Below are 23,046 nucleotides of genomic sequence, written 5' to 3'. Positions count from 1 at the left end.
AACGACACACCCACCTTCCCGCACCATCCCAACGATCCCAACCCGCACCCCCTCAACCCTGATGAGAAACGCTCAGTGCTGCGGAGGTATCCAGGTAGCAAATGGTCATTGCTTGCCGCGCAGGTCGTCCAGTACATCTTTTGAGCTGAGTCCTCGCGCGCGGTTTAAGGCGTTGAAGTCTGTGGGGACCGCTGGACGCGTAGCTCCTTGCCGACGCAGTAGAGCGAGGCGGTCCTGGGTGATGGGCACAAGCTCGGCTACGGGACGTCCGTTGTTGGTGATCGCGAAACTCTCGCCAGCCTCCACTCGGCGGAGGATTGCTGCGCTGTCGTTCCGTAGTTCGCGGTGTGGAATCGTAGTCATGACCGTCACTCCGTAGCAAGCGTAGCACAGATCGTCTACGCGACAATCCAATGCGGGTTGCCTCCCGTGACGGCGACCTAGTCCTGTGAGCGCGCTACTGATTCCGGTTCTGGTGTATGTCGAGCTCCGTCAACAGCGTACTCAAAGCGGCCCGACCGGCGGGGGAGAGTGTGCTGTGGATGCTGGCGTCCAGCGCTTCGGCCGCCACAACGGCGCTAGCGAGCAGATGCCGCCCCTCGGGGGTGACTTCGATCTTGTGAGTCCGGCGATCGTTGCGGCTGCGGGTCTTGCTCACGGCTCCGAGGTCCACTAACTGGTCCACCAACGTCACTACCAGGCTCGGCGCGACGTGCAGCCGGGTTGCGATGTCGCGCTGCGAGGATGCCAGTCCGGCGTCGACGACGGCCAGCAGGCCCACTTGCTTGTGAGTCAACCCTGACGGTGCAATCCGCTCGGAGAAGTCCCGGGTGACCCGCGCGCCGAGCATGCCCAGTCGAAAACATGCGGCGGACAAGATCGCTTCACCGACGTCCTCTGCGTTGCCGACCCCTGTCATCTTCATGGGGAAGACGGTACTCTATTGAATCATTCAGTACTGAACGATATGGGCAGGTGGTTGACATGCCGTGGTGGTTGGCACTTCTCAACTCCGTCATGGGAGCCGCGTCGGTGATTGCTGCTGCGGCGGCGTTGCTCCGCCCGGGGCTGCTGGCGCCTGGCAGCGCAGGCGGCGACGCTGATCGCTTCTATCCGGCGATGTATGCGGCCAGGGCGGTGCCGCTCGGCGTGGTGGTTGCGTGCGTCGTCTGGTTGACGCCCGTGTATCCGCTGACTCAGCTCGTCTTGGCTGTTGCCGCGCTCGCTCAGCTTGGTGATGTGGCGATCGGTATAGCACGTAGACAGCCCGGCATGGCCGGCGGTGCCGTCGTCGCGGCCGCATGTCATCTGGTCGGACTTGCCGCGCTCCAGTAAGCAGTGCCGGCGGTGGCGGAGCCGATCGCCGACCACGCGCCGGGTGTGTCTCGGTCAAGGCGCAGGAGATCTACCGGCCAGAACGCAGATGCGGTGTCGGTCAAAGCGCTGATCAGACACCTGACAGGTCGCGGCGTCGGTAGGCCACCAGGCCGACGGCGGTACCGAGGACGCCGATAGCCGTCTGCACCGCCAGCGGCCCCCAATCCGGGTCGCCGACGACGTCGAGGTAGTGCCCCAATACGCTCAGGTCCTGCGCCCAGGTCGGCAGGTCCATCATGCCGCCCAGCAGCCTGGCGAAGGCGCTCCAGGCGATCACCGCCCATACGACGCCAAAACGTCGCGGCGCCACGCCTACCACCGCCAGGGCGATGCCGATCGCCGCCAGCACTCCGGGCAGCTGGCTGACGGTGAACACGAAGGCCCGCTCCACGGCATGATCCTCGGTCACCTGCGTGGCCGTGACTGCGGCCAGCACCGCCCCGCACAGCACCAGCAGGATCGTTCCCACCGCTGCTGCCGAGACCGCCTGCATCAGGAACAGACGCCGGCGCGGCACCCCGACGGCGGCCTCAGCCTCCACCAGTCCGGCGTCCTCGTCGGCGGCGAGGCGGCCCGCCTGCCCAGTCGCCGCCACCCCGATCAGCAGCACCAACAGCACGGTCATCAACGACATGAACTGTTCCATCATGTCGGCGCCGGCCTGTACCAGCATGTCCACGTATTCGGCGATGCGATCATCCCGCATCATCTCCAGGATGCCCTCGGTCATCGAGCCGAACAGTGCCGAGAAGCAGGCAATTGCCGCGGCCCATGCCAGGGTTGTACGTGTGGACAGGCGCGTGAGTAGGTCGGCGTAGCCGTGGACTCGCCAGCGGCGCGTGCTGGTGGCTCGGTCGGGCAGGTAGCCGTCGGCATACTCCCGGTGCGTGTACAGGGCTCCGGCCGCCACCACCAGGGCGACACATATCGCGGCGCACACGGCCAACGGCAGGGGGTCATCATCGGTGTAAGGGGCGACCAGGTCACGCCACCCCAGCGGCGTGAACCACCGCATCCAGGTGACCTCTCATTGGTCGGCCGCCACCCGCACCATGAAGGCAACCCCAACACATGCCAGTGCCAGGGGCCGGGCGCCGGCGGCGCTGCGCGCCAACTGGCAGACCACGGCGGCCAGCCCCGCGAAACCCCAGCCGACGATCGCGGTCACTCCGGCCAACGCCCATCCTCCCGTCGCGGGAAGCGACTCGATCTGCGTGGCCTCGGCCGCGAGCGTGGCGCCCACCAAGACGGCCAGGATGCCGATCGCCACCCAGATCACCAGTACCGGGGCGAGGAAGGGCACCCACCTACCGGTGCCAGTGTCCCGCAACAGCTCGGTCAGGCCCTCGTCCTCATCCGCGCGCAACAGGCGGCAGGTCAACAGCACCGCCATGAGCGCGGTGCACACCAGCAGGTAGGTGGCGCCCTCCCACTGCACCAACTGTCCGATGGTGCCCGGGTCGGGTAGCTCGCCGTACAGCAGGCGCGTGCCCGGGGAGGCCCGCAGCGCCTCGACCACCGCATTGCCGCCCGCACCGCCGGCGCCACCGGCTTCGGAGAAGTAGGCGTCCTGATAGGCCGGCGCGAAGGACGCCATGCCCAGCCACAGGGGCAGGATCCAGGCGAGCGCCTGAAAGCGCAGCCTCCGGGCGGTCAGCCGCAGCGCGCGGCGCAGACCGCGCAGCTGGTCGCGGGCGCTCATCCGCGCACCTCCTCGTAGTGACGCAGGAACAGGTCTTCCAGGCTCGCCGGCCGGCAGATCACGTCGGTGGCTCCCTGCGCGGCGACGGCCGCCAGTACCTGGGGGACCCGGGCGGAACCCACCTGCACGCTCAGGCGACCGTCCTCCACGGACAGATCGTTCTCCAGCTGCGGCAGCGACGCGGCTATGCCGCGCAGCAGATCCGCGTTGCCGCCGACCTCGATCTGGGTACGGGCCAGCTGCTGCAGTCGGGTCAAGTCGCCCTGCTCCACCACGCGCCCGTCCTTGATGATCGTCACGGCGCTGCACAGGCGCTGCACCTCGGCGAAGATGTGGCTGGACAACAGCACGGTGCGCCCCCGGGCCGCGGCCCGGGTCACCTCATCCATGAAGACCTGCTCCATCAGCGGGTCCAGGCCACTGGTCGGCTCGTCGAGAATCAGCAGGCTGGTGGGGGCGGCCAGTGCCGCCACCAGCGCCACCTTCTGCCGGTTGCCCTTGGAGTAGGTGCGCACCTTCTTGCTCGGGTCCAGGCCGAAGCGCTCGATCAACTCCTCCTCCCGGGCGCGGTCCCGCCTGCCGCGCAGACCCGCCAGGGCGTCGAGCGCCTGTCCACCGGTCAGATTCGGCCACAGCGCCACATCCCCGGCCACGTATGACACCTCCCGGTTGATCCGTGGCGCCTCACGCCGCGGGTTGCGCCCCAGCACGCGCACCTCGCCGCCGTCGGGGTGGTACAGGCCCAGCAGGGTGCGGATGGTGGTGGACTTCCCCGCCCCGTTCGGGCCGAGGAATCCGTGCACCTGACCGGCGGCGACCTCCAGGTCCAGCCCGTCCAGAGCGGTGAAGCGCCCGAAGCGCTTGACCAGGCCCCGCACCCGGATCGGGGCGTCTGTGCCGGGCGGAATCGTGGCGCCGACGGTGCGGCCCCTGTCTTTGCGTGCTGTCATCATCGTGTCCTTTCAGGAGAGTGCGTCCACTGGGATCCGGATCAGGGACGGTTTGGAGCAGGAGCCGCTTACAGCGCGGGCTCGTCACCGGCCAGGCGCCGAATGACGACGGCGAAGTCCGGGTCCGCCATGAGCAGTTCCAGGAAGCGATCGAGGTACAGGTGCTGTGCCGGCCCGGTGTAGGCGTTGGTGATCATCTGGGTCAGTCGCCAGGTGGTGCGACCCGGCGACCCGGTCGGAAAGTCGGAGAATGCGGCCAGCGCTGTGGACCGGTGCCGGAGGGTGTACTCCCAGGTCTCCTCGGCCAATTGGATGGCCGAGGCGCTGGCGACATCCCCGCGCAGCTGCTCCAGGCGGGCGATCTGGGCGTAGATGCGCACACCCGCCTCCCACTCGGCGCCATCCAGCTCGGCCAGGAAGGCGCCGATGCTCTCGGGGACCAGTCCCAGGGCGGCCAGTGCCGTCACCACCTGCCGCTCGGCCCGCAGCCCGCGGGCATTCAGTCCCTCTTCCTCAAGCCGTGCCTGCACGGCGTCGTAGAAGCGCACCAGCAGCTGGGGGATCGGCTCCAGCCCCTCACCGTCCTGGACCCGGGCGATCAGCTCGTCAATGCGGGCCTCCTGCGCCTGCAGCTCGCGGCGGCGTGCAATGACCGTCTCGCGGGTGGCTCGCAGGCTGTGCAGCACCGCCTCGCGGTCGGCGCCGCCCGGATCCTGCGCGAGTACCTCGGCGATCTGCGCCAGGGGTAGCCCGCCGTCGGCCAGCCAACGGATCCGCATGAGCCGGGCCAGGTGCGCCACCCCGTACTCCCGCCGCCCGCGCACCGTCGGCGGTACCGGTAGCAGTCCTAAACGGTGATAGTGACGCACCGCCCGCGGGGTGGTACCGGCCAGATCCGACATCTCCTTGACACGCATGCACCCATCCCAACAGGTGACGTAACGTCACCGTCAAGACCCGTTCGCGCATGTGTCCACGCAAGACGGTTACGTACTGCCACGGGCGGGGCGGTCGGCCCGCGGCGCATCTGAGACGATTTCGGGCACTCGCGCGGCGCGGACTAATCTGACCCCCGAGAGACCCCGACTCATCTGGTGGAAGGCAAGCAATATGACTGACGCCCCCGGCGCCCTCTCGCCAACGGACGAGGCAGGCGTCAACAGCCTGGTCGCGCAGGCGCTGGACGCTATCGCCACTGCCGGCGACCTGGCCGCGCTGAAGGAGGCGCGCCTCACCTACACCGGCGACGCCTCCGCCCTGGCCCTGGCCAACCGCGAGATCGGCCGGCTGCCCGACCGTGCTGCCAAGGCCGCCGCCGGCAAGCTGCTCGGCGGCGCACGCGGCCGCATATCCGCCGCCCTGGCCGAACGCCAGCAGGTGCTCGAGGCCGAGGCCGAGGCAAGCATGCTGGCCACCGAGGCCGTCGACGTCACCGTGCCCACCGACCGCGCCCCTGTCGGCGCCCGCCACCCCCTGGACGTCCTGGTGGACGAGGTCTCCGACTTCTTCACCGCCATGGGCTGGTCCATCGCCGAGGGCCCGGAGGTCGAGCACGAGTGGTTCGACTTCGACGCCCTGAACTTCGATGCCGACCACCCCGCCCGCCAGATGCAGGACACCTTCTACATCGACGGCGCCTCCGTAGGCGGCGCCCCCGGGGCCACGGCGAACCTGGTGCTGCGCACCCACACCTCGCCCGTGCAGGCGCACGTCATGCTGAACCAGGCCCCGCCGATCTACGTGGCCTGCCCCGGCAAGGTCTTCCGCTCCGACGAGCTGGACGCCACCCACACCCCGGTCTTCCACCAGGTTGAGGGCCTGGCCGTGGACAAGGGCCTGACCATGGCCCACTTGAAGGGCACGCTGGACCACTTCGCCCGCGCCATGTTCGGACCTGAGGCCCGCACCCGGCTGCGCCCCTCCTTCTTCCCATTCACCGAGCCCAGCGCGGAGATGGACCTGTGGTTCCCCCAGAAGAAGGGCGGGCCCGGCTGGATCGAGTGGGGGGGCTGCGGCATGGTCAACCCCAATGTGCTGACCGCCTGCGGCATCGACCCGGAGGCCTACACCGGCTTCGCCTTCGGCATGGGCCTGGAGCGCACCCTCATGCTGCGTCATGGCATCGCCGACATGCACGACATCGTTGAGGGAGACATCCGCTTCTCCCAGCAGTTCGGCACCACCGGAAGGGGAAACTGACATGCCTTACGTCCCGATCGAGTGGCTCCGTGAGCACGTAGATGTCCCCGTCGGCACCAGCGCGGCTGAGCTGGCCGCCGACCTGGTCAAGGTGGGCCTGGAGGAGGAACGCATCGTTCCTCCCGCCGTCACCGGCCCCCTCGTCGTCGGCCGCGTGCTGACGCGGGAGGCCAAGGAGCAGAAGAACGGCAAGACCATCAACTACTGCCGGGTAGACGTCGGCTCGTACAACGACGCCCCCGGCACCGGCAAGGAGCCCTCTGAGCTGCCCAGCCGCGGCATCGTGTGCGGCGCCCACAACTTCGAGGTCGGCGACCACGTGGTGGTGTCCCTGCCCGGCGCGGTCCTGCCCGGTGACTTCGCCATTGCCGCCCGCAAGACCTACGGGCACGTCTCCGACGGCATGATCTGCTCCGAGCGCGAGCTCGGCATTGGCAACGACCACTCCGGCATCATCGTGCTCGAGCGGTGGCTCGCGGCGCACGGCCGGGATGGCGAGGCCATTCCGGCCCCGGGCACCGACGCTATCGGCCTGCTCGGCCTGGGGGAGGAGGTCCTGGAGATCAACATCACCCCGGACCGCGGCTACTGCTTCTCCATGCGCGGAGTGGCCCGCGAGTACTCCCACGCCACGGGAGCCGCCTTCACCGATCCGGCCGACGCCGCCAACCCGGATCGCTTCCCACAGGGGGTCGCCCCGGCTGGGGCGGATGGCTTCCCGGTCCGGTTCGCTGCGGACTCCGCACCCATTCATGGTTGCCCCGGCGTGGACCGCTACGTGGCCCGCGTGGTGCGCGGCATCGACCCCTCCGCCGCCTCTCCTAAGTGGATGCAGGACCGCCTGATCGCAGCCGGTATGCGTCCGATCAGCCTGGCTGTGGACGTCACCAACTACGTGATGCTGGACCTGGGCCAGCCGCTGCACGCCTTCGACCTGAACAAGCTGGCCGCTCCGATCGTGGTGCGCCGCGCCCGGGCGGGGGAGACCCTCACCTTCCTCGACGAGGTCACCCGCACCCTGGACGGCGAGGACCTGCTGATCTGCGACTCCCCGGCCGGGGAGGGCTCCAGGCCCCTGGTGCTGGCGGGTGTGTTCGGTGGCGCGGAGACGGAGATCGACGCCGAAACCACCGACGTGCTCATCGAGGCCGCCCACTTTGACGCGGTGTCGATCGCCCGCTCTGCCCGCCGCCACAGGCTGCCCACTGAGTCCTCCAAGCGCAACGAGCGCGGCGTGGACACCGAGCTGGCTCCGGTGGCCGCGCAGCGCGCCGTTGACCTGCTGGTCCGCTACGGCGGCGGCACCGCGGACGCCGTAGCCACCGACGTCAACCGCACCATCGCGCCGGAGCCGATCACCATCCGCGCCGACGCCGCGCAGCGCCTGACCGGGGTCGCCTACGGCACCGCCCGGGTCACCGAGCTGCTGCGGACCATCGGCTGCACAGTCGAGGCCGCCGGAGGGGACGCTGACGGCGGGGAGCTCCTCGCCGTCACCCCGCCCACCTGGCGGCCGGACCTGGTGGGCGCCGCCCACTTTGCCGAGGAGATCGCCCGCCTGGACGGATACGACAACATCGCCTCCATCGTGCCGGTGGCCCCCGCGGGCACGGGCCTTAGCACCCGACAGCGCGCCCGGCGTGACGTCGTGCGCGCCCTGGCCGACGCCGGGCTGACCCAGGTGCTGTCCTACCCGTTCATCGGTGATGTGCATGACCGCCTCGAGCTGCCCGCCGACGATCCGCGCCGAGCCGCGGTGCGCCTGGCCAACCCGCTGGCAGACGACGCCCCGCTGCTGCGCACCAGTGTGCTGGACTCCCTGCTGGAGGCCGCCCGCCGCAATGCCTCACGGGGACTGGAGGACGTGGCCGTGTTTGAGCTTGGCAGCGTGACTCACCCCGCAGGCACCGTGCCGGCCCCCATCCCCGGGGTGGACCGACGGCCCTCCGACGCTGAGATCGCGGCGCTGAACGCCGGCATCCCGGACCAGCCCACGCATGTGGGCATTGTTCTGGCCGGAGACCGGGAGCGTGCAGGTGTGCTCGGCACCGGACGTCCCTGGGACTGGGCCGACGCCATCCAGCTGGTGCGCACCGTGGCGGCAGCGCTCGGTGTGGACGTCGAGGTCAGTGCCCCGCAGGGCGGCCCCTGTGCCCCTTGGCACCCCGGCCGCACCGCCGAGGTACGCCTGCCCGCTACCCGGCAGGGTCGTGAGCTGGTGCCCGGAGTCCTGATCGCCCACGCCGGCGAACTGCACCCGCGCGTGGCCCGCAGCTTTGGGCTGCCGCCGCGCGCCTGCGCCGTCGAGCTCGACCTGGAGCCGCTGCTGGCTGCCGTCGCCGACGCCGGCGTCCTCCAGGTGCGCCCCGTGTCCACCTTCCCGGCCGCCAAGGAGGATGTCGCCCTCGTCGTCGACGAGTCCGTCACCGCGGCCGCGGTCGAGCAGGTGGTGCGTGAGGCTGCTGGGGACCTGGCCGAGGAGGTGCGCCTGTTCGACGTCTTCCGCGGCCCGCAGCTTGGGGAGGGGCGCAAGTCGCTGGCCTTCTCCCTGCGCCTGCGTGCCGCCGACCGCACCCTTACTGCCGAGGAGACCGCGGCTGTGCGCAAGCGCGTGGTAAAACGTGCCGCCAAGCGTCTGGGCGCCGAGTTGCGTGCCTGAGTGTGGGGCTGGTCACTGTTGGCAGCTACTGCGCGCGACGCGCTGCGGAAAGCGAATCAAGGCGGTGATACTGGCGGCATGAAGATCCTGCTCACCTCCTCATCCCGGCATGGCTCTACCGACGAGGTCGGCGCGGTGATCGCGCAGGAGCTGCGCGCCGCCGGCCATGACGTGGATCAGGCCCACCCTGAGGACGTTACCGATGTCGCCGGATACGACGCCTTCGTGCTGGGAAGCGCCGTTTACATGACGCGCTGGACACCGCAGGCCGTCGACTTCACCGAGCGCTTCCGCGAGGAGCTCGAGTCCCACCCCGTGTGGGCATTCTCGGTGGGCCTATCCGGCCTGCCCAAGGGCAAGGTGTCCGACCCGCACCGCATCGGCCCCGTACTGCTGTCCATCGACCCGGAGGACCACGTCACCTTCGCGGGGCGCTTCGACCCCTCGGCACTGACCCTGAGGGAGCGCTCGATCGCACGCATGGGCGGTGCCTCCGAGGGGGACTTCCGCAACCTTGACACGGTGCGTACCTGGTCCAAGTCGATCATTGAGGCGCTGGCCACGCGCTGAGTGCAGCCGGCTTCCCGGGGGCCGCAGCCGCTGTGAGTAAGCCGACTACGCGTCGCCGCCATCCAGTTGTGCATATGTATCCACTCGGATGTATGGTTTCCGCGTGACATGGACAGCAGCGGTCGCTGGAGCGACCGGGTACGCAGGCGGAGAGGTGCTGCGCCTCCTCGCCGCACATCCCGATATCGAGATCGGCGCCGTGACGGCAAACTCATCGGTCGGCACACGCCTGGGGCAGCACCACCCCCACCTGGTCACCCTGGCGGACAGGGAAGTAGCCCCGACCGACACCGCGCACCTGGCCGGGCATGACGTAGTCGTGCTGGCGCTGCCGCACGGCGTCTCGGGAGCGGTTACTGCGGCCTTGGAGGAGGCTCCGGGCACCACACCGGTTCTTGTGGACTGCGGGGCCGACCACCGTCTCACCGACGCCGCCGCCTGGGAGCGGTTCTACGGAACCGACTATGCCGGCGCCTGGACCTACGGCATGCCTGAGCTCCTCCACGCCGGCGAGTCCGTGGCCAGCACTCAGCGCGAGCAGCTGGCCGCCACCCGGCGGATCGCGGTGCCCGGCTGCAACGTCACCGCCGTGACCCTGGCCGCACAACCCGGCATCGCCGCCGGACTCATTGACCCGGGCCGGCTGAACGCCGTGCTGGCGGTGGGTTACTCCGGTGCCGGAAAGGCGCTCAAGCCCCACCTGACCGCCTCCGAGGCCCTCGGCTCAGCCCAGCCCTACGCGGTGGGTGGCACCCACCGGCACATCCCCGAGATCATCCAGAACCTCCAGGTCGCCGGCGCCGCCCCGGGCTCCGTGCGCCTGTCCTTCACCCCCGTGCTGGTGCCCATGAGCCGCGGCATTCTAGCCACCGTCACCGCGCCGGTCACCGCGGCCGTGACGCGCAGCGACCGTCCCGACGCCGTGCTGCGCGAGGCCTGGGAGCGCGCCTACGGCCCTACCGGTCGGGGCGAGACGCTCATCCACCTGCTGCCCGAGGGCGTCTGGCCGGTCACCGGCGCCGTGGCCGGCTCCGGCCTGGCCACCGTGCAGGTCGGTTACGACGCCGCCGCCGGCGTGGCCGTGATCATTTGCGCCATCGACAACCTCGGCAAGGGCACCGCCTCGGCAGCTGTACAGTCCCTCAACCTCGCCCTCGGCCTGCCTGAGGTCACGGGTGTCGTCACCGAAGGAGTCGCCCCGTGAGCGTCACCGCCGCCGCCGGCTTCCGCGCCGCCGGCATCAGCGCCGGGCTTAAGGAGTCCGGCAGTCGCGACCTCGCCCTGGTCGTCAACGACGGCCCCCTGGACGTCGCCGTCGGCGTGTTCACCTCCAACCGTGTGGTTGCCGCCCCCGTGCGCTGGTGCCGCGAAGTGCTCTCCGGCCGCCGCGGCGACGCCGACCGCGCCCGCGCCGTCATCCTCAACTCCGGCTCGGCCAACGCCTGCACCGGTCCGGGTGGCGAGGCCGACACCGCGGCCACCGCCGCGCGCGTCGCCGAGCTGCTTGGTGACGCGCACCCGGGCCTGCAGGCAGGCTCGGTACTGGTGTGCTCCACCGGCGTGATCGGCGTTCCCCTGGACATGCCCACCCTGCTGGACGGCGCCGCCACCGCCGTCGCGTCCCTGCAGGACAGTGCGGAGGCCGGCCACGCCGCAGCCACCGCGATCATGACCACCGACACCGTCCCCAAGGAGGACACCCTCCGGCTTGATGGTTGGAGCATCGGGGGCATGATCAAGGGCGTCGGCATGCTCGCACCGGGCCTGGCCACCATGCTGTGCGTAATCACCACCGATGCCGTGATCGACGCCGACGCCGCCCAGTCCGCCCTGTCCCGGGCCGCCGCCCGCACCGTGAACCGCATCAACTCCGACGGCTGCATGTCCACCAATGACACCGTGCTGCTGCTTGCCTCAGGCGCCTCCGGGACGACCCCGACGACGGAGGACTTCGGTGCGGCCGTCCAGGAGCTGCTCGGCCGCCTCGGACGCCGGCTCGTGGCAGACGCCGAGGGCGCTACGCATGACATAGCCATCACCGTCACCGGCGCGGTCACCGAGGCCGCCGCGGAGGCCGCGGCCCGCACCGTCTCGGCCTCCAACCTGCTCAAATGCGCCATCGCCGGCGAGGACCCCAACTGGGGCCGCGTGATCTCCCAGCTCGGTACCGTTCCCGAGTCGGTCTGCCCCTTTGACCCCGAGGCGGTCGACGTCACCATTAACGGGGTGACGGTCTTCCGCCACGGCGCCCTCGGGGAGGACCGGGACACGGTGGACATGACCCCGCGTGAGACGCGCATCGACATCGCCCTGAGCGCTGGTGACGCCGCCGCGACAGTCTGGACCAACGACCTCACCCACGGATACGTAACCATCAACGCGGACTACACGACATGACCACTACGCTCCCCGCTTCGCTGACACCCACCCAGAAGGCCTCCGTACTGCTGGAGGCCATGCCCTGGCTGCGCGCCTACAAGGGCGCCACCATCGTCATCAAGTACGGCGGCAACGCCATGGTCGATGACACCCTCAAGCGCGCCTTCGCCCAGGACGTGCTCTTCCTACACCAGGTGGGCCTGCGCCCCGTCGTGGTCCACGGAGGCGGCCCCCAGATCAGCGCCATGCTGGCCCGCCTAGGCATCGAGTCCGAGTTCAGGGGCGGCCTGCGCGTGACCACCCCGGAGGTCATGGACGTGGTGCGCATGGTGCTGACCGGGGGAGTGCAGCGGGAGCTGGTGAGCCTGCTCAACGAGGCCGGGTCCGCCGCCGTCGGCATCTCCGGCGAGGACGGCGGCCTGCTGCGGGCGCGCCAGCGCCTGGCCACAGTGGACGGTGAGAGCGTCGATGTGGGCCTTGTGGGCGACGTGGTCGAGGTGGATCCGCGCTCGGTGATCGAGTTGCTCGACCAGGGACGTATCCCGGTGGTGTCCTCGGTCGCCCCGCTGGTCGCCGACGCCACCACCGTGCTGAACGTCAATGCCGACACCGCCGCGGCCGCCCTGGCAGTCGCGCTGAAGGCGCAGAAGCTCATCGTGCTCACCGACGTGGAGGGCCTGTACTCCAACTGGCCGGAGAAGGACTCGCTGGTCTCCCGCATCGGCGCCGATGCCCTGGAGGCCCTCCTGCCGGAACTGTCCAGCGGGATGGTGCCCAAGATGGAGGCCTGCCTGCGGGCCGTGCGCGGCGGCGTCGGCCAGGCCCACGTGGTCGACGGCCGCCAGCCCCACTCAATGCTGCTGGAGATCGTCACCGACGACGGCGTCGGCACCGTGGTCCACCCCGACGTCATCCCGCAATCCCGCACGAAAGGAGGTGCCACGCTGTGAGCACCCCGAACACCCCCGCGGCCGCCGAACCCAATGAGACCTGGCGGGCCCGCTACGCGGCCGCCGTCATGAACACCTTCGGTACTCCTGCCCATGTGCTCGTCCGCGGAGCGGGCGCCCACGTGTGGGACGCGAACGGCAACGAGTACGTCGACCTGCTGGCCGGCATCGCCGTCAACTGCCTGGGGCATGCCCATCCCGCCCTGGTTGCCGCGGTTACTGAACAGCTGCGCACCCTGGGGCACGTCTCCAACCTGTTCACCTCCCCGGCTCAGGTCAGCCTGGCCGAGGCCCTGGCCGATCTGGTGTTCCCGGAGGCCCCGCAGTTCGCACGAGTCTTTTTAGCCAACTCCGGCGCAGAGGCCAACGAGGCGGCCTTCAAGATCGCCCGCCGCCACGGCGGCTCCGCCCGCCCGCGCATACTCGCCCTGGAGGGCGCATTCCACGGCCGCACCATGGGAGCACTGGCACTGACCCACAAGGCCGCCTACCGGGAGCCCTTCGAGCCGCTGCCCGGCGGAGTGGAGTTCCTGCCCGCCGGAGACGTCGATGCCCTGCGCCGCGCGCTGGGGCCGGACGTGGCAGCCCTGTTCGTCGAGCCCATCCAGGGGGAGGCCGGGGTGCGGCCAATGCCAGCCGGTTACCTGGAGAAGGCACGCGAGCTCACCACCGCCGCGGGGGCGCTGCTTATCCTCGATGAGGTGCAGACCGGTATGGGCCGCACAGGCACCTGGATGGCCCACCACCTGCTCGCCCCCGGCGTCGTCCCGGATGTGGTCACCCTCGCCAAGGGACTGGGCGGGGGCATGCCGATCGGGGCCACCGTCGCCACCGGCGAGGCCGCGCAGCTGCTCGGCCCGGGGCAGCACGGCACCACCTTCGGCGGGAACCCCGTCGCGGCGGCCGCCGCCCTGGCCGTGATCGACACGGTCAGCAAGGAGGGACTGCTCAAGCGGGTCACCGAACTCGGCGACCGGTGGGCGGCGCGGCTGGCGTCCGTACCCGGAGTAACCGAGGTGCGCGGAGCCGGACTGCTGCGCGGCGTGGGCCTGAACGACGCGGTTGGACCGGCCGCCGAGGTCGCCGCCGAACTGGAGCGGCGCGGCTTCATCGTCAACCCGCCCCGCCCGGACACGCTCCGGCTGGCGCCCCCATTCATCCTGTCCGATGCCGATGCAGACGCCTTCACGACGACGCTGGCCGACGTCCTGGCCCGGCGGTCCGCGGCATGAGCACCGTGCCCGGCGTGCCCGCGCTCGAGGGCGCAGGCACGCCTCCCACCAAGGCGGCGCGCCATGCCCTGATCACCCAGATACTCAGTCATGAGCGCATTCGCTCCCAGGCGGAGTTGCGCGAGGCGCTGGCCCGCCGCGGGGTGAGCACAACGCAGGCGACGCTGTCGCGCGACCTGGTTGAGCTGCGCGCCACTAAAGTGCGCGGGGCCGGCGGCACCCAGGTCTATGCCGTGCCCGAGGCGGGTGCACCGGGGCAGGTCTCTCCCGTAGGGGGCAACGCCGACTCCTTGACCGAGCACACGACCGCGCGGCTGGCACGTTGGTGCGCGGACCTGGTGGTCACGGCCGAGTGGGCCGGTAATCAACTGGTCCTGCGCACCCCGGCGGGGGCGGCCCAACTGCTGGCCAGCGCCCTCGACGACGCGATGCTGCCGGGTGTGCTCGGCTGCATAGCTGGAGACGACACGGTCCTGGTAATCACCCGTTCCGAGGCGGTGGCGGCCGATGTGGCGGCACACCTGCTGTCCCTGGCCGGGCCGGGACCCCACGGCTGAGAACACGCCGCGGACACGCACACCCGATTGACCCACCCAAGAGCTGTCTGATTTGGACACCCAAGAGAAAGAAACAGAACGCATATGAGCAAGCACCAGGACCGTGTTGTCCTCGCCTACTCCGGGGGCCTGGACACCTCCGTAGCCATCGGCTGGATCGGTGAGCAGACCGGCCGCGAGGTCGTCACCGTGGCCGTGGACGTCGGTCAGGGCGGGGAGGACTTGGAGGTGATTCGCCAGCGGGCCCTCGACTGCGGCGCCGTGGAGGCCTACGTGGCGGATGCGCGCGATGAGTTCGCCGAGGAGTACTGCATGCCCGCCTTGAAGGCCAATGCGTTGTACGAGGGCAAGTACCCGCTGGTATCGGCCCTATCCCGACCGGTTATCGCCAAGCACCTGGTGCGCGCCGCCCGCGAGTTCGGCGCCAGCACCGTTGCCCACGGCTGCACCGGCAAGGGCAATGACCAGGTGCGCTTCGAGGTCGCGATCACCTCGATGGCCCCGGACATGAACTGCATCTCCCCGGTTCGCGACCTGGCCCTGACCCGGGACGTCGCCATCGAGTACGCCGAGAAGCACGACCTGCCGATCGAGACCACCAAGCACAACCCCTTCTCCATCGACCAGAACGTGTGGGGCCGCGCCATTGAGACCGGGTTCCTGGAGGACCTGTGGAACGCCCCCACCAAGGACGTCTACGTCTACACCGATGATCCCACTTATCCGCCGCTGCCCGATGAGGTCGTCATCCACTTCGAGCAGGGCATTCCCACCGCGATCGACGGGAAGCCGGTGACCCCGCTGGAGGCGATTCAGGAGCTCAACCGGCGCGCCGGCGCCCAGGGCGTGGGACGTATCGACATGGTCGAGGACCGACTGGTCGGTATCAAGTCCCGGGAGATCTACGAGGCCCCCGGGGCAGTGGCGCTGATTGAGGCGCATCAGGCCCTGGAGTCAGTCACCCTGGAGCGCCTCCAGCGCCGCTACAAGCGGCAGATGGAGCAGGCCTGGAGCGACCTGGTCTACGAGGCCCAGTGGTACTCCCCGCTCAAGCGCTCCATGGACGCCTTCATCGAGGACACCCAGCACTACGTGACCGGAGACATCCGCATGGTCCTGCACGGGGGACGGGCCACCGTTAACGGCCGCCGCACCGACACGGGTCTGTACGACTTCAACCTGGCCACCTACGAGACCGGGGATACCTTCGACCAGTCCTCCTCGCGCGGCTTCATCGAGATCTACGGCATGCAGTCAAAGCTCGCCGCCGCACGCGATGTGCGCCTGGGTCGAGGCGTCTCCTTCTGAGCACCGGTGCGGCGCCCATGGCGCGCTGCACCGGGATGAGCGGCCGACGGTGCCCGAACGCGGCGCCGTCGGCCGCTCATCCCAGTTCCAAGAGATCCCTTGGTCTCTAGGCACTGTCGGCGTTGCGACTCGATACGGGTAAGCGGTTCCGAATACGAGTCGTAAACGGCCGTCGCCGATTACGCTACGGCAGCAGCGGGCGGCCGCCGCAGCTCACGGCTAGCCGTCAGCCCTGTGGAAACCGCATGAGTCCGATCTCCTGAGCTTGTATGCGGGATGGGAACACGAGGAGGAGAGCGTGCCAGCAGACTTCCACGCCCCCACCACGGTCGCAGTGCGCGGATCGCGCCGCCCACTGCTGCCCGCGCTGGGCACCTGGGCATTCTTCTTGACCTTCTCCGGACAGGGAGTACGCAACCTCGTGGGTTGGTGGGCATTCGGCGTGATCGCCGCCGTGAGCGGCATCGTGCTCCTGCTCGTCTTCCTCTACGAGGGGCACCGGGTGCCGTGGCGCGCGCTGCCACCGGTAACCACCGCCTACGTCGGTGTGTGCGTGCTGAGTGTGTTCTGGTCCCAGTATCCCGGTGATACCGCCCTTGCGGCATTGCTGATGGTGGCCACCAGCGCCGCCGGAGTCCTGCTCGCCTGCGGCCTGTCCCTGCGGCAGATGACTGATGCCCTCAGCCGCGCCCTGGAGGCCACGCTAGTGCTCAGCCTCATGCTGGAGGCATGGGTGGCGCTGGTACTGCGTCACCCGCTCATACCTCTGTACATGCGCGATTGGGATGTGGTCCCGATCTCCTACTACTGGGTGAACGGCGACCTTCTCCGGGGCGGCCCGATTCAGGGCATTGTGGGAAACCGCAACCCGTTGGCCTTCATCGCTCTGCTCACTCTGCTGTGCGTGGCGGTGCGCTGGGCTGATCGGCGGGTGCGCCCGGTGGGCCTGGTGGTGTGGACCGCCTTATCCCTGCTGGTGCTGGTGCTCACCGGCTCGGCGACCGTGTCCGTGGCCCTGATCGTGTGCGCTTGCGTGTGCCTGCTGCTCTGGCTGGTGCGCCATGCCCCGCCCCGGCTGCGCCCGTTCCTGCTGATGAGTGCTGCGGCCCTGGGGGTGGCGTTGGTCGCTGCGGCAGTGGGCCTGCACACGCAGGTCACCGCGGCGCTGGGACGGAGCGCGGATATGTCGGGGCGCTGGGAGATCTGGACGCGGGTGCTGGACCTGTGGGAGGAGCACACGATCCTCGGCTGGGGGTGGATCATGTACTGGGTGCCCTGGCTGCCCGTATTCGCCACCCTAGTGGTGCGCCCGGACGGCACTCCCACAATGAGTGCCCACAACGCCTACATCGAGGCACTGTTCCAGACCGGTGTGGTGGGGGCGGCACTCGTGGTGGTGCTGGTGCTGCTGCTCCTGTTCCGCTCCTTTCGGCTCGCTCTGCGCAACATTGACTCCGATGCCTCCGTGCTGCTGCCGGCGCTGGTCATGACGGCACTGACGGTGCAGTCCTTCACCGAGTCCCGTCTACTCAGCGAGGGCAACTGGGTGGTCGTCTGCGCGCTGGGCACCTGGCTGGGTCTGCATCGCCTGTACGAGCGCAGTCGGGAGGACGCGCCTTCTGCTGCCACCGGTGGTGGCGCTACTTCCGAGACCCGGGCGCCGGTCCACGCCTCGGGCCGGCTCACACCTGCTCAGCCCTATACGTCATGATGGCCCCATGACGAGTCAGCCCAGCCCCAACCCCTCCGCCCCGCAAGCCTCCACGGCTCCCACCGGTATCAGCTTGTGGGGCGGCCGCTTTACCGGCGGGCCCGCCGACGCCCTGGCAGCCCTGTCGGTGTCCACCCACTTCGACTGGCGCCTGGCCCGCTATGACATCGCCGGCTCGCGTGCGCACGCCCGCGCCCTGCGCACCGCCGGACTGCTCAGCACCGCCCAGCTGGAGGGTATGCTCGCCGCCTTGGACCGGCTGGAGGACGACGTCGTCTCCGGAGCGTTCGTCCCTACTCCCGCGGATGAGGACGTGCATACAGCGCTGGAACGCGGCCTGATGGAACGTGCCGGCGCGGACCTGGGCGGAAGGCTGCGCGCGGGCCGCTCCCGCAACGACCAGATCGCCACCCTGATCCGCATGTACCTGCGCGACCAGGCGCGGCACCTGGCCGGGCTCGTGCTCGACGTCGTAGACGCACTTATCGACCAGGCCGCGGCGGCGGGCGAGGCCATCATGCCGGGCCGCACTCACATGCAGCACGCCCAGCCGGTGCTGGTCGCCCACCAGCTACTGGCGCACGCCTGGCCGCTGATGCGCGACGTCGAGCGGCTTGAGGACTGGGACGCGCGCGCGGCCGTCAGTCCCTACGGCTCCGGTGCGCTGGCCGGCAACACGCTCGGACTCGATCCCGACGCCGTCGCCGCCGAGCTGGGCTTCGACGCTGCCTGCGAGAACTCCATTGACGGTACCTCCGCGCGCGACACGGTCGCCGAGATGTCCTTCGTCCTGGCCATGACCGCGGTGGACGTCTCCCGCCTGGCGGAGGAGGTCATCATCTGGAACACCAAGGAGTTCGACTTCGTCACGCTGGACGACTCCTTCTCTACGGGTTCCTCCATCATGCCGCAGAAGAAGAACCCCGATGTTGCCGAGCTCGCCCGTGGCAAGGCCGGCCGCCTCATTGGCGACCTGGCTGGGCTGCTGGCCACCCTCAAGGCCCTGCCCCTCGCCTACGACCGTGACCTGCAGGAGGACAAGGAACCCGTCTTCGACGCCGTCGACACCCTCGCCGTACTGCTGCCCGCAGTGTCCGGTATGGTCGCCACGATGCGCCTTAACTATGACCGCATGGCGGCGCTGGCCCCGCAGGGCTTCTCCCTGGCAACCGATATCGCCGAGTGGCTGGTCAAGCAGGGGGTTCCCTTCCGCGAGGCGCACGAGCTCTCCGGTGCCTGCGTGCAGGTCTGTGAGCAGCGCGGAATCGAGCTTTGGGAGCTGACCGACGCGGACTTCGCCGCCGTCGATCCGCGGCTGACGCCGCAGGTGCGCACGGTCCTGTCGACGGCCGGCTCGGCGGCGGCCCGGGCTGGCCATGGCGGTACGGCCCCGGTGCGTGTGGTCGAGCAGTTGGCCCGCGCCATTGAGCACTCCGCCGAGCTGCGGGTCTTCTCCTGGGAGGGCTCGCTGCTGGATGGCTCCACCGGCCCGGTGGCCGATGCCGGTGACGCCGCAGAGGCGTAGGGCGGAGCCATGAGGCAGTCGGAGCCGGTGGAGGCGACTGCCCGCGGGGACTTGGCGGCTGTGGGGGCTCTGCCCGCGAACGTGGCCGACCTGCTCGCTGGTGACTCGGTGGAGGTGGCCCCGCAGCTGCTGGGCGCCGTGCTTGCCACGCGCCTGCCGCAGGGGGAGGTGTCTGTGCGGCTGACCGAGGTGGAGGCGTATAGGGGTGAGGCCGATCCGGGCTCCCACGCATACCGCGGCCGCACCGCGCGCAACGCCTCGATGTTTGCGGCCGCCGGTGCCATCTACGTCTACTTCACCTATGGCATGCACCACTGCGTGAATATCGTCTGCGGCCCTAGCGGCGTCTCGCGCGCCGTGCTGCTGCGCGGCGGCGAGGTGACAGGCGGAATCGAGCTGGCGCGCCGACGCCGCCCCACTGCTCGCAGCGACCGGGACCTTGCGCGCGGTCCGGCCCGTCTATGCCAGGCACTCGGCCTCACCCGGGACGACGACGGCTCCCGGCTCGGGCCGCCGGGCTCCCGCATTGCCCTGGAGCTGCCCGGCGTAGGCGAGGCTCCCGAGCCCGGCCGCATCCGCACCGGCCCGCGCACCGGCGTGTCCGGACCGGGCGGCGACGGTGCCGTCTACCCATGGCGCTTCTGGCTCGAGGGTGAGCCTACCGTCTCCCCCTACCAGCCCGCCCGGCCCCGCCGCCGGGGAGGGGACGCGCGATGACCGCGGCCTCTGGCCAGCGTCCTGAGCGCTACTGGAACCACAATGCCGCCTTCCATGACGAGCTTGTGGCCGATGCCGCCCGCCGCGGAGGGCGCGTGCTGGACGTGGGCTGCGGTGACGGACTGCTGCTGGAACGGCTAGCGGCCGTATGCGATCAGGCCGTTGGGATTGAGGCCGATGCGAATGCCGCCGGGCGCGCCCGCTCACGCCTGGCCGGACTCCCCGGGGCCGAGGTAATGCGGGCGGACGTGATGGACGCGGGTGTGATCGAGCGGCTCGGGTCATTCGACACCGTCACCTGCGTTGCGGTCCTGCACCACCTGCCGTTGGACAGGGGGATGGAGCGCCTGGGTGGCCTGGTCGCTCCCGGAGGCAGGCTCCTGGTCATCGGGCTGGCCGCCGACGCGTCAGCGGTCGACTGGGCGCTGAGCGCGCTGAGCGTAATCCCGATCCGGATCGCCAGCCTCCTTCACCATGAGCGGCGCGACATCGGAGTGCCGACGGCGCCGGCGCGTGAGTCGCGCCGGGAGATTCGCGCAGCCGCTGACCGGATCCTGCCGGGGGCTCGGATGCGCCGTCGCTGCTACTGGCGCTACTCACTGGTCTGGGACCGACCAATGGGGCAATCGGCATGACACCGACCGCCAAGACCGAGCTTGGCCGCACCCTGCCAGTCAGGGAGTTGTTGAGGCTGCTGAGCGCCGAATTGGGCAAGGCCCCGGTATGGCCCGCGCAGACTCCCTTCGAATACGTGTGCGGGATTGTGCTGGTACAGAACACGGCCTGGACGAATGTCGAGCGTGCCCTGGACGGGTTGCGAGCAGCCACCGGCTTCGAAGCCGAGCAGCTGCTGCGGCTGACCGACGCGGAGCTGACGGCGTTTATCCGCCCAGCCGGGTTCATGCGTGCCAAGGCACGCTCGCTGCGCGCCTTCGCGGCCTGGATGCTGTCCCCGGAGGGCCGGGCCGCGCCGACACTGGATGATGACGCCCTGCGCGCCGCATTACTGGAACTGCCCGGAATCGGTCCGGAAAGTGCTGACGTGGCGGCGCTGATGGTCTACGGCAGGCGTCGTTTTATCTTCGACACCTACGGGCGGCGCCTGCTACGACAGGCAGGCTATGCCGTCGGCCGCGATTACGAGACTACCCGGCGTACCCTTGGGGCCCGCATCGACGCCGAGGGACTCAGCCACAGTGAGCTGGTGGATCTCCACGGACTGATCATTGAGGCCGGCAAGCGCGCCCGGGCCGCAGGCGGCTGGGATGTCTACGGCCCCATGATCGGCGTTGGCACCGAGTAGTACCGAGTAGTGCCGACCGCGCACTCGCCGGGGAACCGGGTCGGGGCCTTTGCGCCGCAGTCGGCACGGAGGCGTATCCGTTCTTCTGGCACTTGGCCTGACGTACCGCGCAGCCGTGGCAGACTAGCCCGCGCCGGGCAACCGCCCCGGCCCCGGCCCACAGGCGCCGGGAGCAAACATGGGAAGGCACAGGACCGTGACCGACATCCTGGACGAGCTGCAGTGGCGGGGCCTGATCGCCCAGCACACCGACATTGATGCGCTGCGGGCAGCGCTGAGCGCCGGGCCGGTCACCTTCTATTGCGGATTCGATCCGACCGCCCCCTCCTTGCACCACGGCCACCTGGTAGCGGTCAAGGTTATGCGCCACCTGCAGCTGGCCGGGCATCATCCGCTGGCCCTGGTGGGCGGTGCCACCGGGCTCATCGGGGACCCGCGGGACAAGGGCGAGCGCATGCTGAACACAAAGGAAGTGGTCGCCGACTGGTCGCAGGGGTTGCGGGAGCAACTCGAGCAGCTGCTTGACTTTGACGGTGACAACCCGGCCCGCATCGTCAACAACCTGGACTGGACCGCTGAGCTGAGTGCCATCGACTTCCTTCGCGACCTCGGTAAGCATTTCCGTATGGGCACCATGCTGTCCAAGGACATCGTGGCTCGCCGCCTGGCCAGCGAGGAGGGCATTTCCTTCACCGAGTTCAGTTACCAGATCCTGCAGGCCAACGACTACCTGGAGCTGTTCCGCCGCTACGGCTGCACGCTGGAGGTAGGCGGCAATGACCAGTGGGGCAACCTGGTGGGCGGCATGGACCTGATCCACAAGGTTGAGGGCGCCTCGGTGCACGTGATGACCAACCCGCTGATCACCAAGGCCGACGGGACCAAGTTCGGCAAGAGCGAGGGCGGGGCGATCTGGCTGAACCCGCAGATGCTCAGCCCCTACGCCTTCTACCAGTTCTGGCTACAGGTGGAGGACACGGACGTTGCTCGCTTCCTCAAGGTCTTCACATTCCTTCCGCGTGAGGAGATTGAGCGCCTGGAGGAGTCCGTCGCCACGAATCCGAAGGCGCGCCAGGCCCAGCGCGCCCTGGCACATGAGGTGACCACTTGGGTCCATGGCCCGGAGGCGACCGCACAGGCTGAGGCGGCGACTGCAGCACTGTGGGGAAGGGGCGAGCTGAACGAGCTCGATGAGGCGACGCTTGCCGCCGCCACCGCGGACCTGCCTGCTGCCCCCCTTGCGGTGGGCAGCTCGACGATCGTGGACCTCCTCGTTGCCGCAGGACTGGAGAAGGGACGTAACGCGGCGCGCAAGACGGTGGCCGCGGGCGGTGCCTACCTGAACAACGTCAAGGTCACCGATGAGGATGCGCCGGTCGTGCAGGAGCAGCTTCTTGCCGGGGGAGTGGTGCTGGTGCGTAAGGGCAGACGCAACCTGGCGGTGGCTCGCTCGCGCGACTGACTACATGTACCGGCGGCCCTTACAGGACGAGCCGCGGGAAAGCCTCGGAACGGTCCCGTGGAATGCCTGGGTCAGCACGATTCGATGAGCCTTCCCGGGCACGCGAGAATGCGGAGCGGCGGTGACGGCAGCTGTGGCTGTTGTCACCGCCGCTCCGTTTGACCGAGGCACCGTGGCTGCGTAAAGTCTCTCCCTGCCGCCGGGAACGGGAATCAACCGGGAAGGCGGAGAAGAGGAACTGAACAGAGCCGCTGAGCGAGACGGGGATCACGGATCTCCGGTTTGACCCGGATCGCGCGGTTCGCTAAAGTTCCTCCGGCGCTTCCGGGAAGAAGTAATGGCCGAGCAGGCCATACGGAAACTCGGCGGGTGTGTTGTTTGGGATCTCGATAGTGTGTCGTGTTTGTTTGTTTGGTTGGTGTTTTTTGTTGGTTTCTTTGTTTGG

Annotated in this window: 22 protein-coding genes; 16 read left to right on the top strand and 6 right to left on the bottom strand. The window is 69.4% G+C overall.

The window, feature by feature from the left end; all coding sequences use genetic code 11:
* Positions 1 to 105: 105 nt before the first annotated feature.
* Together GZ997_RS12975 and GZ997_RS00100 are read right to left on the bottom strand one after the other, a co-directional pair.
* Positions 106 to 363 carry a type II toxin-antitoxin system prevent-host-death family antitoxin gene (locus tag GZ997_RS12975; RefSeq protein ID WP_203233821.1) on the bottom strand — a complete coding sequence of 86 codons (258 nt, stop codon included), beginning with the start codon at positions 361 to 363 and terminating at the stop codon, positions 106 to 108.
* Positions 364 to 457: 94 nt separating this feature from the next.
* On the bottom strand, positions 458 to 919 hold the full coding sequence (locus GZ997_RS00100) for a MarR family winged helix-turn-helix transcriptional regulator (RefSeq protein ID WP_162678383.1): 462 nt from the start codon (positions 917 to 919) through the stop codon (positions 458 to 460).
* 65 nt (positions 920 to 984) lie between these two features.
* Between GZ997_RS00100 and GZ997_RS00095 the strand changes: the two genes are divergently transcribed.
* A complete protein-coding gene (locus GZ997_RS00095) occupies positions 985 to 1,335 on the top strand; it encodes a hypothetical protein (protein WP_162678382.1) in 351 nt (116 codons plus the stop codon).
* Positions 1,336 to 1,447: 112 nt separating this feature from the next.
* On the opposite strand, the gene GZ997_RS12525 is transcribed toward GZ997_RS00095, so the two are convergent.
* From GZ997_RS12525 to GZ997_RS00080, 4 genes are all read right to left on the bottom strand, one after another.
* A complete protein-coding gene (locus GZ997_RS12525) occupies positions 1,448 to 2,392 on the bottom strand; it encodes a hypothetical protein (protein ID WP_238994130.1) in 945 nt (314 codons plus the stop codon).
* Between the two features lie 12 nt (positions 2,393 to 2,404).
* Positions 2,405 to 3,079: a hypothetical protein gene (locus tag GZ997_RS12520; protein WP_238994129.1), complete on the bottom strand. Its 675-nt coding sequence runs from the start codon at positions 3,077 to 3,079 to the stop codon at positions 2,405 to 2,407.
* A complete protein-coding gene (locus GZ997_RS00085) occupies positions 3,076 to 4,029 on the bottom strand; it encodes an ABC transporter ATP-binding protein (protein WP_203233820.1) in 954 nt (317 codons plus the stop codon). The genes GZ997_RS12520 and GZ997_RS00085 overlap by 4 nt, the downstream gene beginning before the upstream one ends.
* Positions 4,030 to 4,097: 68 nt before the next feature.
* On the bottom strand, positions 4,098 to 4,946 hold the full coding sequence (locus GZ997_RS00080; protein ID WP_162678379.1) for a MerR family transcriptional regulator: 849 nt from the start codon (positions 4,944 to 4,946) through the stop codon (positions 4,098 to 4,100).
* 193 nt (positions 4,947 to 5,139) lie between these two features.
* Here GZ997_RS00080 and pheS point away from each other — a divergent pair, with 193 nt between their 5' ends.
* The 15 genes from pheS (at position 5,140) to tyrS (ending at position 22,601) form a co-directional block, all read left to right on the top strand.
* Positions 5,140 to 6,228 (top strand): phenylalanine--tRNA ligase subunit alpha, encoded by a 1,089-nt coding sequence (pheS, locus tag GZ997_RS00075; protein ID WP_162678378.1) that lies wholly within the window; start codon positions 5,140 to 5,142, stop codon positions 6,226 to 6,228.
* Between the two features lies 1 nt (position 6,229).
* Positions 6,230 to 8,887 carry a phenylalanine--tRNA ligase subunit beta gene (pheT, locus tag GZ997_RS00070; protein ID WP_162678377.1) on the top strand — a complete coding sequence of 886 codons (2,658 nt, stop codon included), beginning with the start codon at positions 6,230 to 6,232 and terminating at the stop codon, positions 8,885 to 8,887.
* A gap of 78 nt (positions 8,888 to 8,965) precedes the next feature.
* Positions 8,966 to 9,457, top strand: a complete 492-nt coding sequence (locus GZ997_RS00065; protein WP_162678376.1) for a flavodoxin domain-containing protein — start codon at positions 8,966 to 8,968, stop codon at positions 9,455 to 9,457.
* A 103-nt stretch (positions 9,458 to 9,560) separates the two neighbouring features.
* Positions 9,561 to 10,661 carry an N-acetyl-gamma-glutamyl-phosphate reductase gene (argC, locus tag GZ997_RS00060; RefSeq protein ID WP_219109103.1) on the top strand — a complete coding sequence of 367 codons (1,101 nt, stop codon included), beginning with the start codon at positions 9,561 to 9,563 and terminating at the stop codon, positions 10,659 to 10,661.
* Complete coding sequence (gene argJ / locus GZ997_RS00055; RefSeq protein ID WP_162678374.1) at positions 10,658 to 11,854, top strand: bifunctional glutamate N-acetyltransferase/amino-acid acetyltransferase ArgJ; 1,197 nt, start codon at positions 10,658 to 10,660, stop codon at positions 11,852 to 11,854. Before argC ends, argJ begins: the two co-directional genes overlap by 4 nt.
* The gene (gene argB / locus GZ997_RS00050) at positions 11,851 to 12,786 is read left to right on the top strand and encodes an acetylglutamate kinase (RefSeq protein ID WP_161924320.1); all 936 of its coding nucleotides are present in this window, start codon (positions 11,851 to 11,853) and stop codon (positions 12,784 to 12,786) included. Before argJ ends, argB begins: the two co-directional genes overlap by 4 nt.
* A complete protein-coding gene (locus tag GZ997_RS00045; protein ID WP_162678373.1) occupies positions 12,783 to 14,018 on the top strand; it encodes an acetylornithine transaminase in 1,236 nt (411 codons plus the stop codon). Before argB ends, GZ997_RS00045 begins: the two co-directional genes overlap by 4 nt.
* Complete coding sequence (locus tag GZ997_RS00040) at positions 14,015 to 14,575, top strand: ArgR family transcriptional regulator (protein WP_162678372.1); 561 nt, start codon at positions 14,015 to 14,017, stop codon at positions 14,573 to 14,575. The genes GZ997_RS00045 and GZ997_RS00040 overlap by 4 nt, the downstream gene beginning before the upstream one ends.
* Positions 14,576 to 14,659: 84 nt before the next feature.
* The gene (locus GZ997_RS00035) at positions 14,660 to 15,883 is read left to right on the top strand and encodes an argininosuccinate synthase (protein ID WP_161924318.1); all 1,224 of its coding nucleotides are present in this window, start codon (positions 14,660 to 14,662) and stop codon (positions 15,881 to 15,883) included.
* A 298-nt stretch (positions 15,884 to 16,181) separates the two neighbouring features.
* Positions 16,182 to 17,594, top strand: coding sequence for an O-antigen ligase family protein (locus tag GZ997_RS00030; RefSeq protein WP_162678371.1), 1,413 nt, complete (start codon positions 16,182 to 16,184; stop codon positions 17,592 to 17,594).
* 7 nt (positions 17,595 to 17,601) lie between these two features.
* A complete protein-coding gene (gene argH, locus GZ997_RS00025) occupies positions 17,602 to 19,119 on the top strand; it encodes an argininosuccinate lyase (RefSeq protein WP_162678370.1) in 1,518 nt (505 codons plus the stop codon).
* Between the two features lie 9 nt (positions 19,120 to 19,128).
* Positions 19,129 to 19,836, top strand: a complete 708-nt coding sequence (locus GZ997_RS00020) for a DNA-3-methyladenine glycosylase (protein ID WP_162678369.1) — start codon at positions 19,129 to 19,131, stop codon at positions 19,834 to 19,836.
* Positions 19,833 to 20,471 (top strand): class I SAM-dependent methyltransferase, encoded by a 639-nt coding sequence (locus GZ997_RS00015; protein WP_161924315.1) that lies wholly within the window; start codon positions 19,833 to 19,835, stop codon positions 20,469 to 20,471. The genes GZ997_RS00020 and GZ997_RS00015 overlap by 4 nt, the downstream gene beginning before the upstream one ends.
* The gene (locus tag GZ997_RS00010) at positions 20,468 to 21,139 is read left to right on the top strand and encodes a base excision DNA repair protein (protein WP_162678368.1); all 672 of its coding nucleotides are present in this window, start codon (positions 20,468 to 20,470) and stop codon (positions 21,137 to 21,139) included. The genes GZ997_RS00015 and GZ997_RS00010 overlap by 4 nt, the downstream gene beginning before the upstream one ends.
* 196 nt (positions 21,140 to 21,335) lie before the next feature.
* Positions 21,336 to 22,601, top strand: a complete 1,266-nt coding sequence (gene tyrS, locus GZ997_RS00005) for a tyrosine--tRNA ligase (protein WP_162678367.1) — start codon at positions 21,336 to 21,338, stop codon at positions 22,599 to 22,601.
* Positions 22,602 to 23,046 lie beyond the last annotated feature (445 nt).

The sequence above is a fragment of the Actinomyces sp. 565 genome (genome assembly GCF_010365615.1).
Taxonomy (GTDB): Bacteria; Actinomycetota; Actinomycetes; order Actinomycetales; family Actinomycetaceae; genus Actinomyces.
Note: the sequence above shows the minus strand (reverse complement) of the source record. Positions and strands in the feature narration are given on the sequence as shown.

What these genes read in the sequence shown, in the direction of transcription:
- GZ997_RS12975 (WP_203233821.1), bottom strand. Translation starts at nt 363, where the DNA reads ATGACTACGATTCCACACCGCGAACTACGGAACGACAGCGCAGCAATC.
- GZ997_RS00100 (WP_162678383.1), bottom strand. Translation starts at nt 919, where the DNA reads ATGACAGGGGTCGGCAACGCAGAGGACGTCGGTGAAGCGATCTTGTCC.
- GZ997_RS00095 (WP_162678382.1), top strand. Translation starts at nt 985, where the DNA reads ATGCCGTGGTGGTTGGCACTTCTCAACTCCGTCATGGGAGCCGCGTCG.
- GZ997_RS12525 (WP_238994130.1), bottom strand. Translation starts at nt 2,392, where the DNA reads ATGCGGTGGTTCACGCCGCTGGGGTGGCGTGACCTGGTCGCCCCTTAC.
- GZ997_RS12520 (WP_238994129.1), bottom strand. Translation starts at nt 3,079, where the DNA reads ATGAGCGCCCGCGACCAGCTGCGCGGTCTGCGCCGCGCGCTGCGGCTG.
- GZ997_RS00085 (WP_203233820.1), bottom strand. Translation starts at nt 4,029, where the DNA reads ATGACAGCACGCAAAGACAGGGGCCGCACCGTCGGCGCCACGATTCCG.
- GZ997_RS00080 (WP_162678379.1), bottom strand. Translation starts at nt 4,946, where the DNA reads ATGCGTGTCAAGGAGATGTCGGATCTGGCCGGTACCACCCCGCGGGCG.
- pheS (WP_162678378.1), top strand. Translation starts at nt 5,140, where the DNA reads ATGACTGACGCCCCCGGCGCCCTCTCGCCAACGGACGAGGCAGGCGTC.
- pheT (WP_162678377.1), top strand. Translation starts at nt 6,230, where the DNA reads ATGCCTTACGTCCCGATCGAGTGGCTCCGTGAGCACGTAGATGTCCCC.
- GZ997_RS00065 (WP_162678376.1), top strand. Translation starts at nt 8,966, where the DNA reads ATGAAGATCCTGCTCACCTCCTCATCCCGGCATGGCTCTACCGACGAG.
- argB (WP_161924320.1), top strand. Translation starts at nt 11,851, where the DNA reads ATGACCACTACGCTCCCCGCTTCGCTGACACCCACCCAGAAGGCCTCC.
- GZ997_RS00040 (WP_162678372.1), top strand. Translation starts at nt 14,015, where the DNA reads ATGAGCACCGTGCCCGGCGTGCCCGCGCTCGAGGGCGCAGGCACGCCT.
- GZ997_RS00035 (WP_161924318.1), top strand. Translation starts at nt 14,660, where the DNA reads ATGAGCAAGCACCAGGACCGTGTTGTCCTCGCCTACTCCGGGGGCCTG.
- argH (WP_162678370.1), top strand. Translation starts at nt 17,602, where the DNA reads ATGACGAGTCAGCCCAGCCCCAACCCCTCCGCCCCGCAAGCCTCCACG.
- GZ997_RS00020 (WP_162678369.1), top strand. Translation starts at nt 19,129, where the DNA reads ATGAGGCAGTCGGAGCCGGTGGAGGCGACTGCCCGCGGGGACTTGGCG.
- GZ997_RS00015 (WP_161924315.1), top strand. Translation starts at nt 19,833, where the DNA reads ATGACCGCGGCCTCTGGCCAGCGTCCTGAGCGCTACTGGAACCACAAT.
- GZ997_RS00010 (WP_162678368.1), top strand. Translation starts at nt 20,468, where the DNA reads ATGACACCGACCGCCAAGACCGAGCTTGGCCGCACCCTGCCAGTCAGG.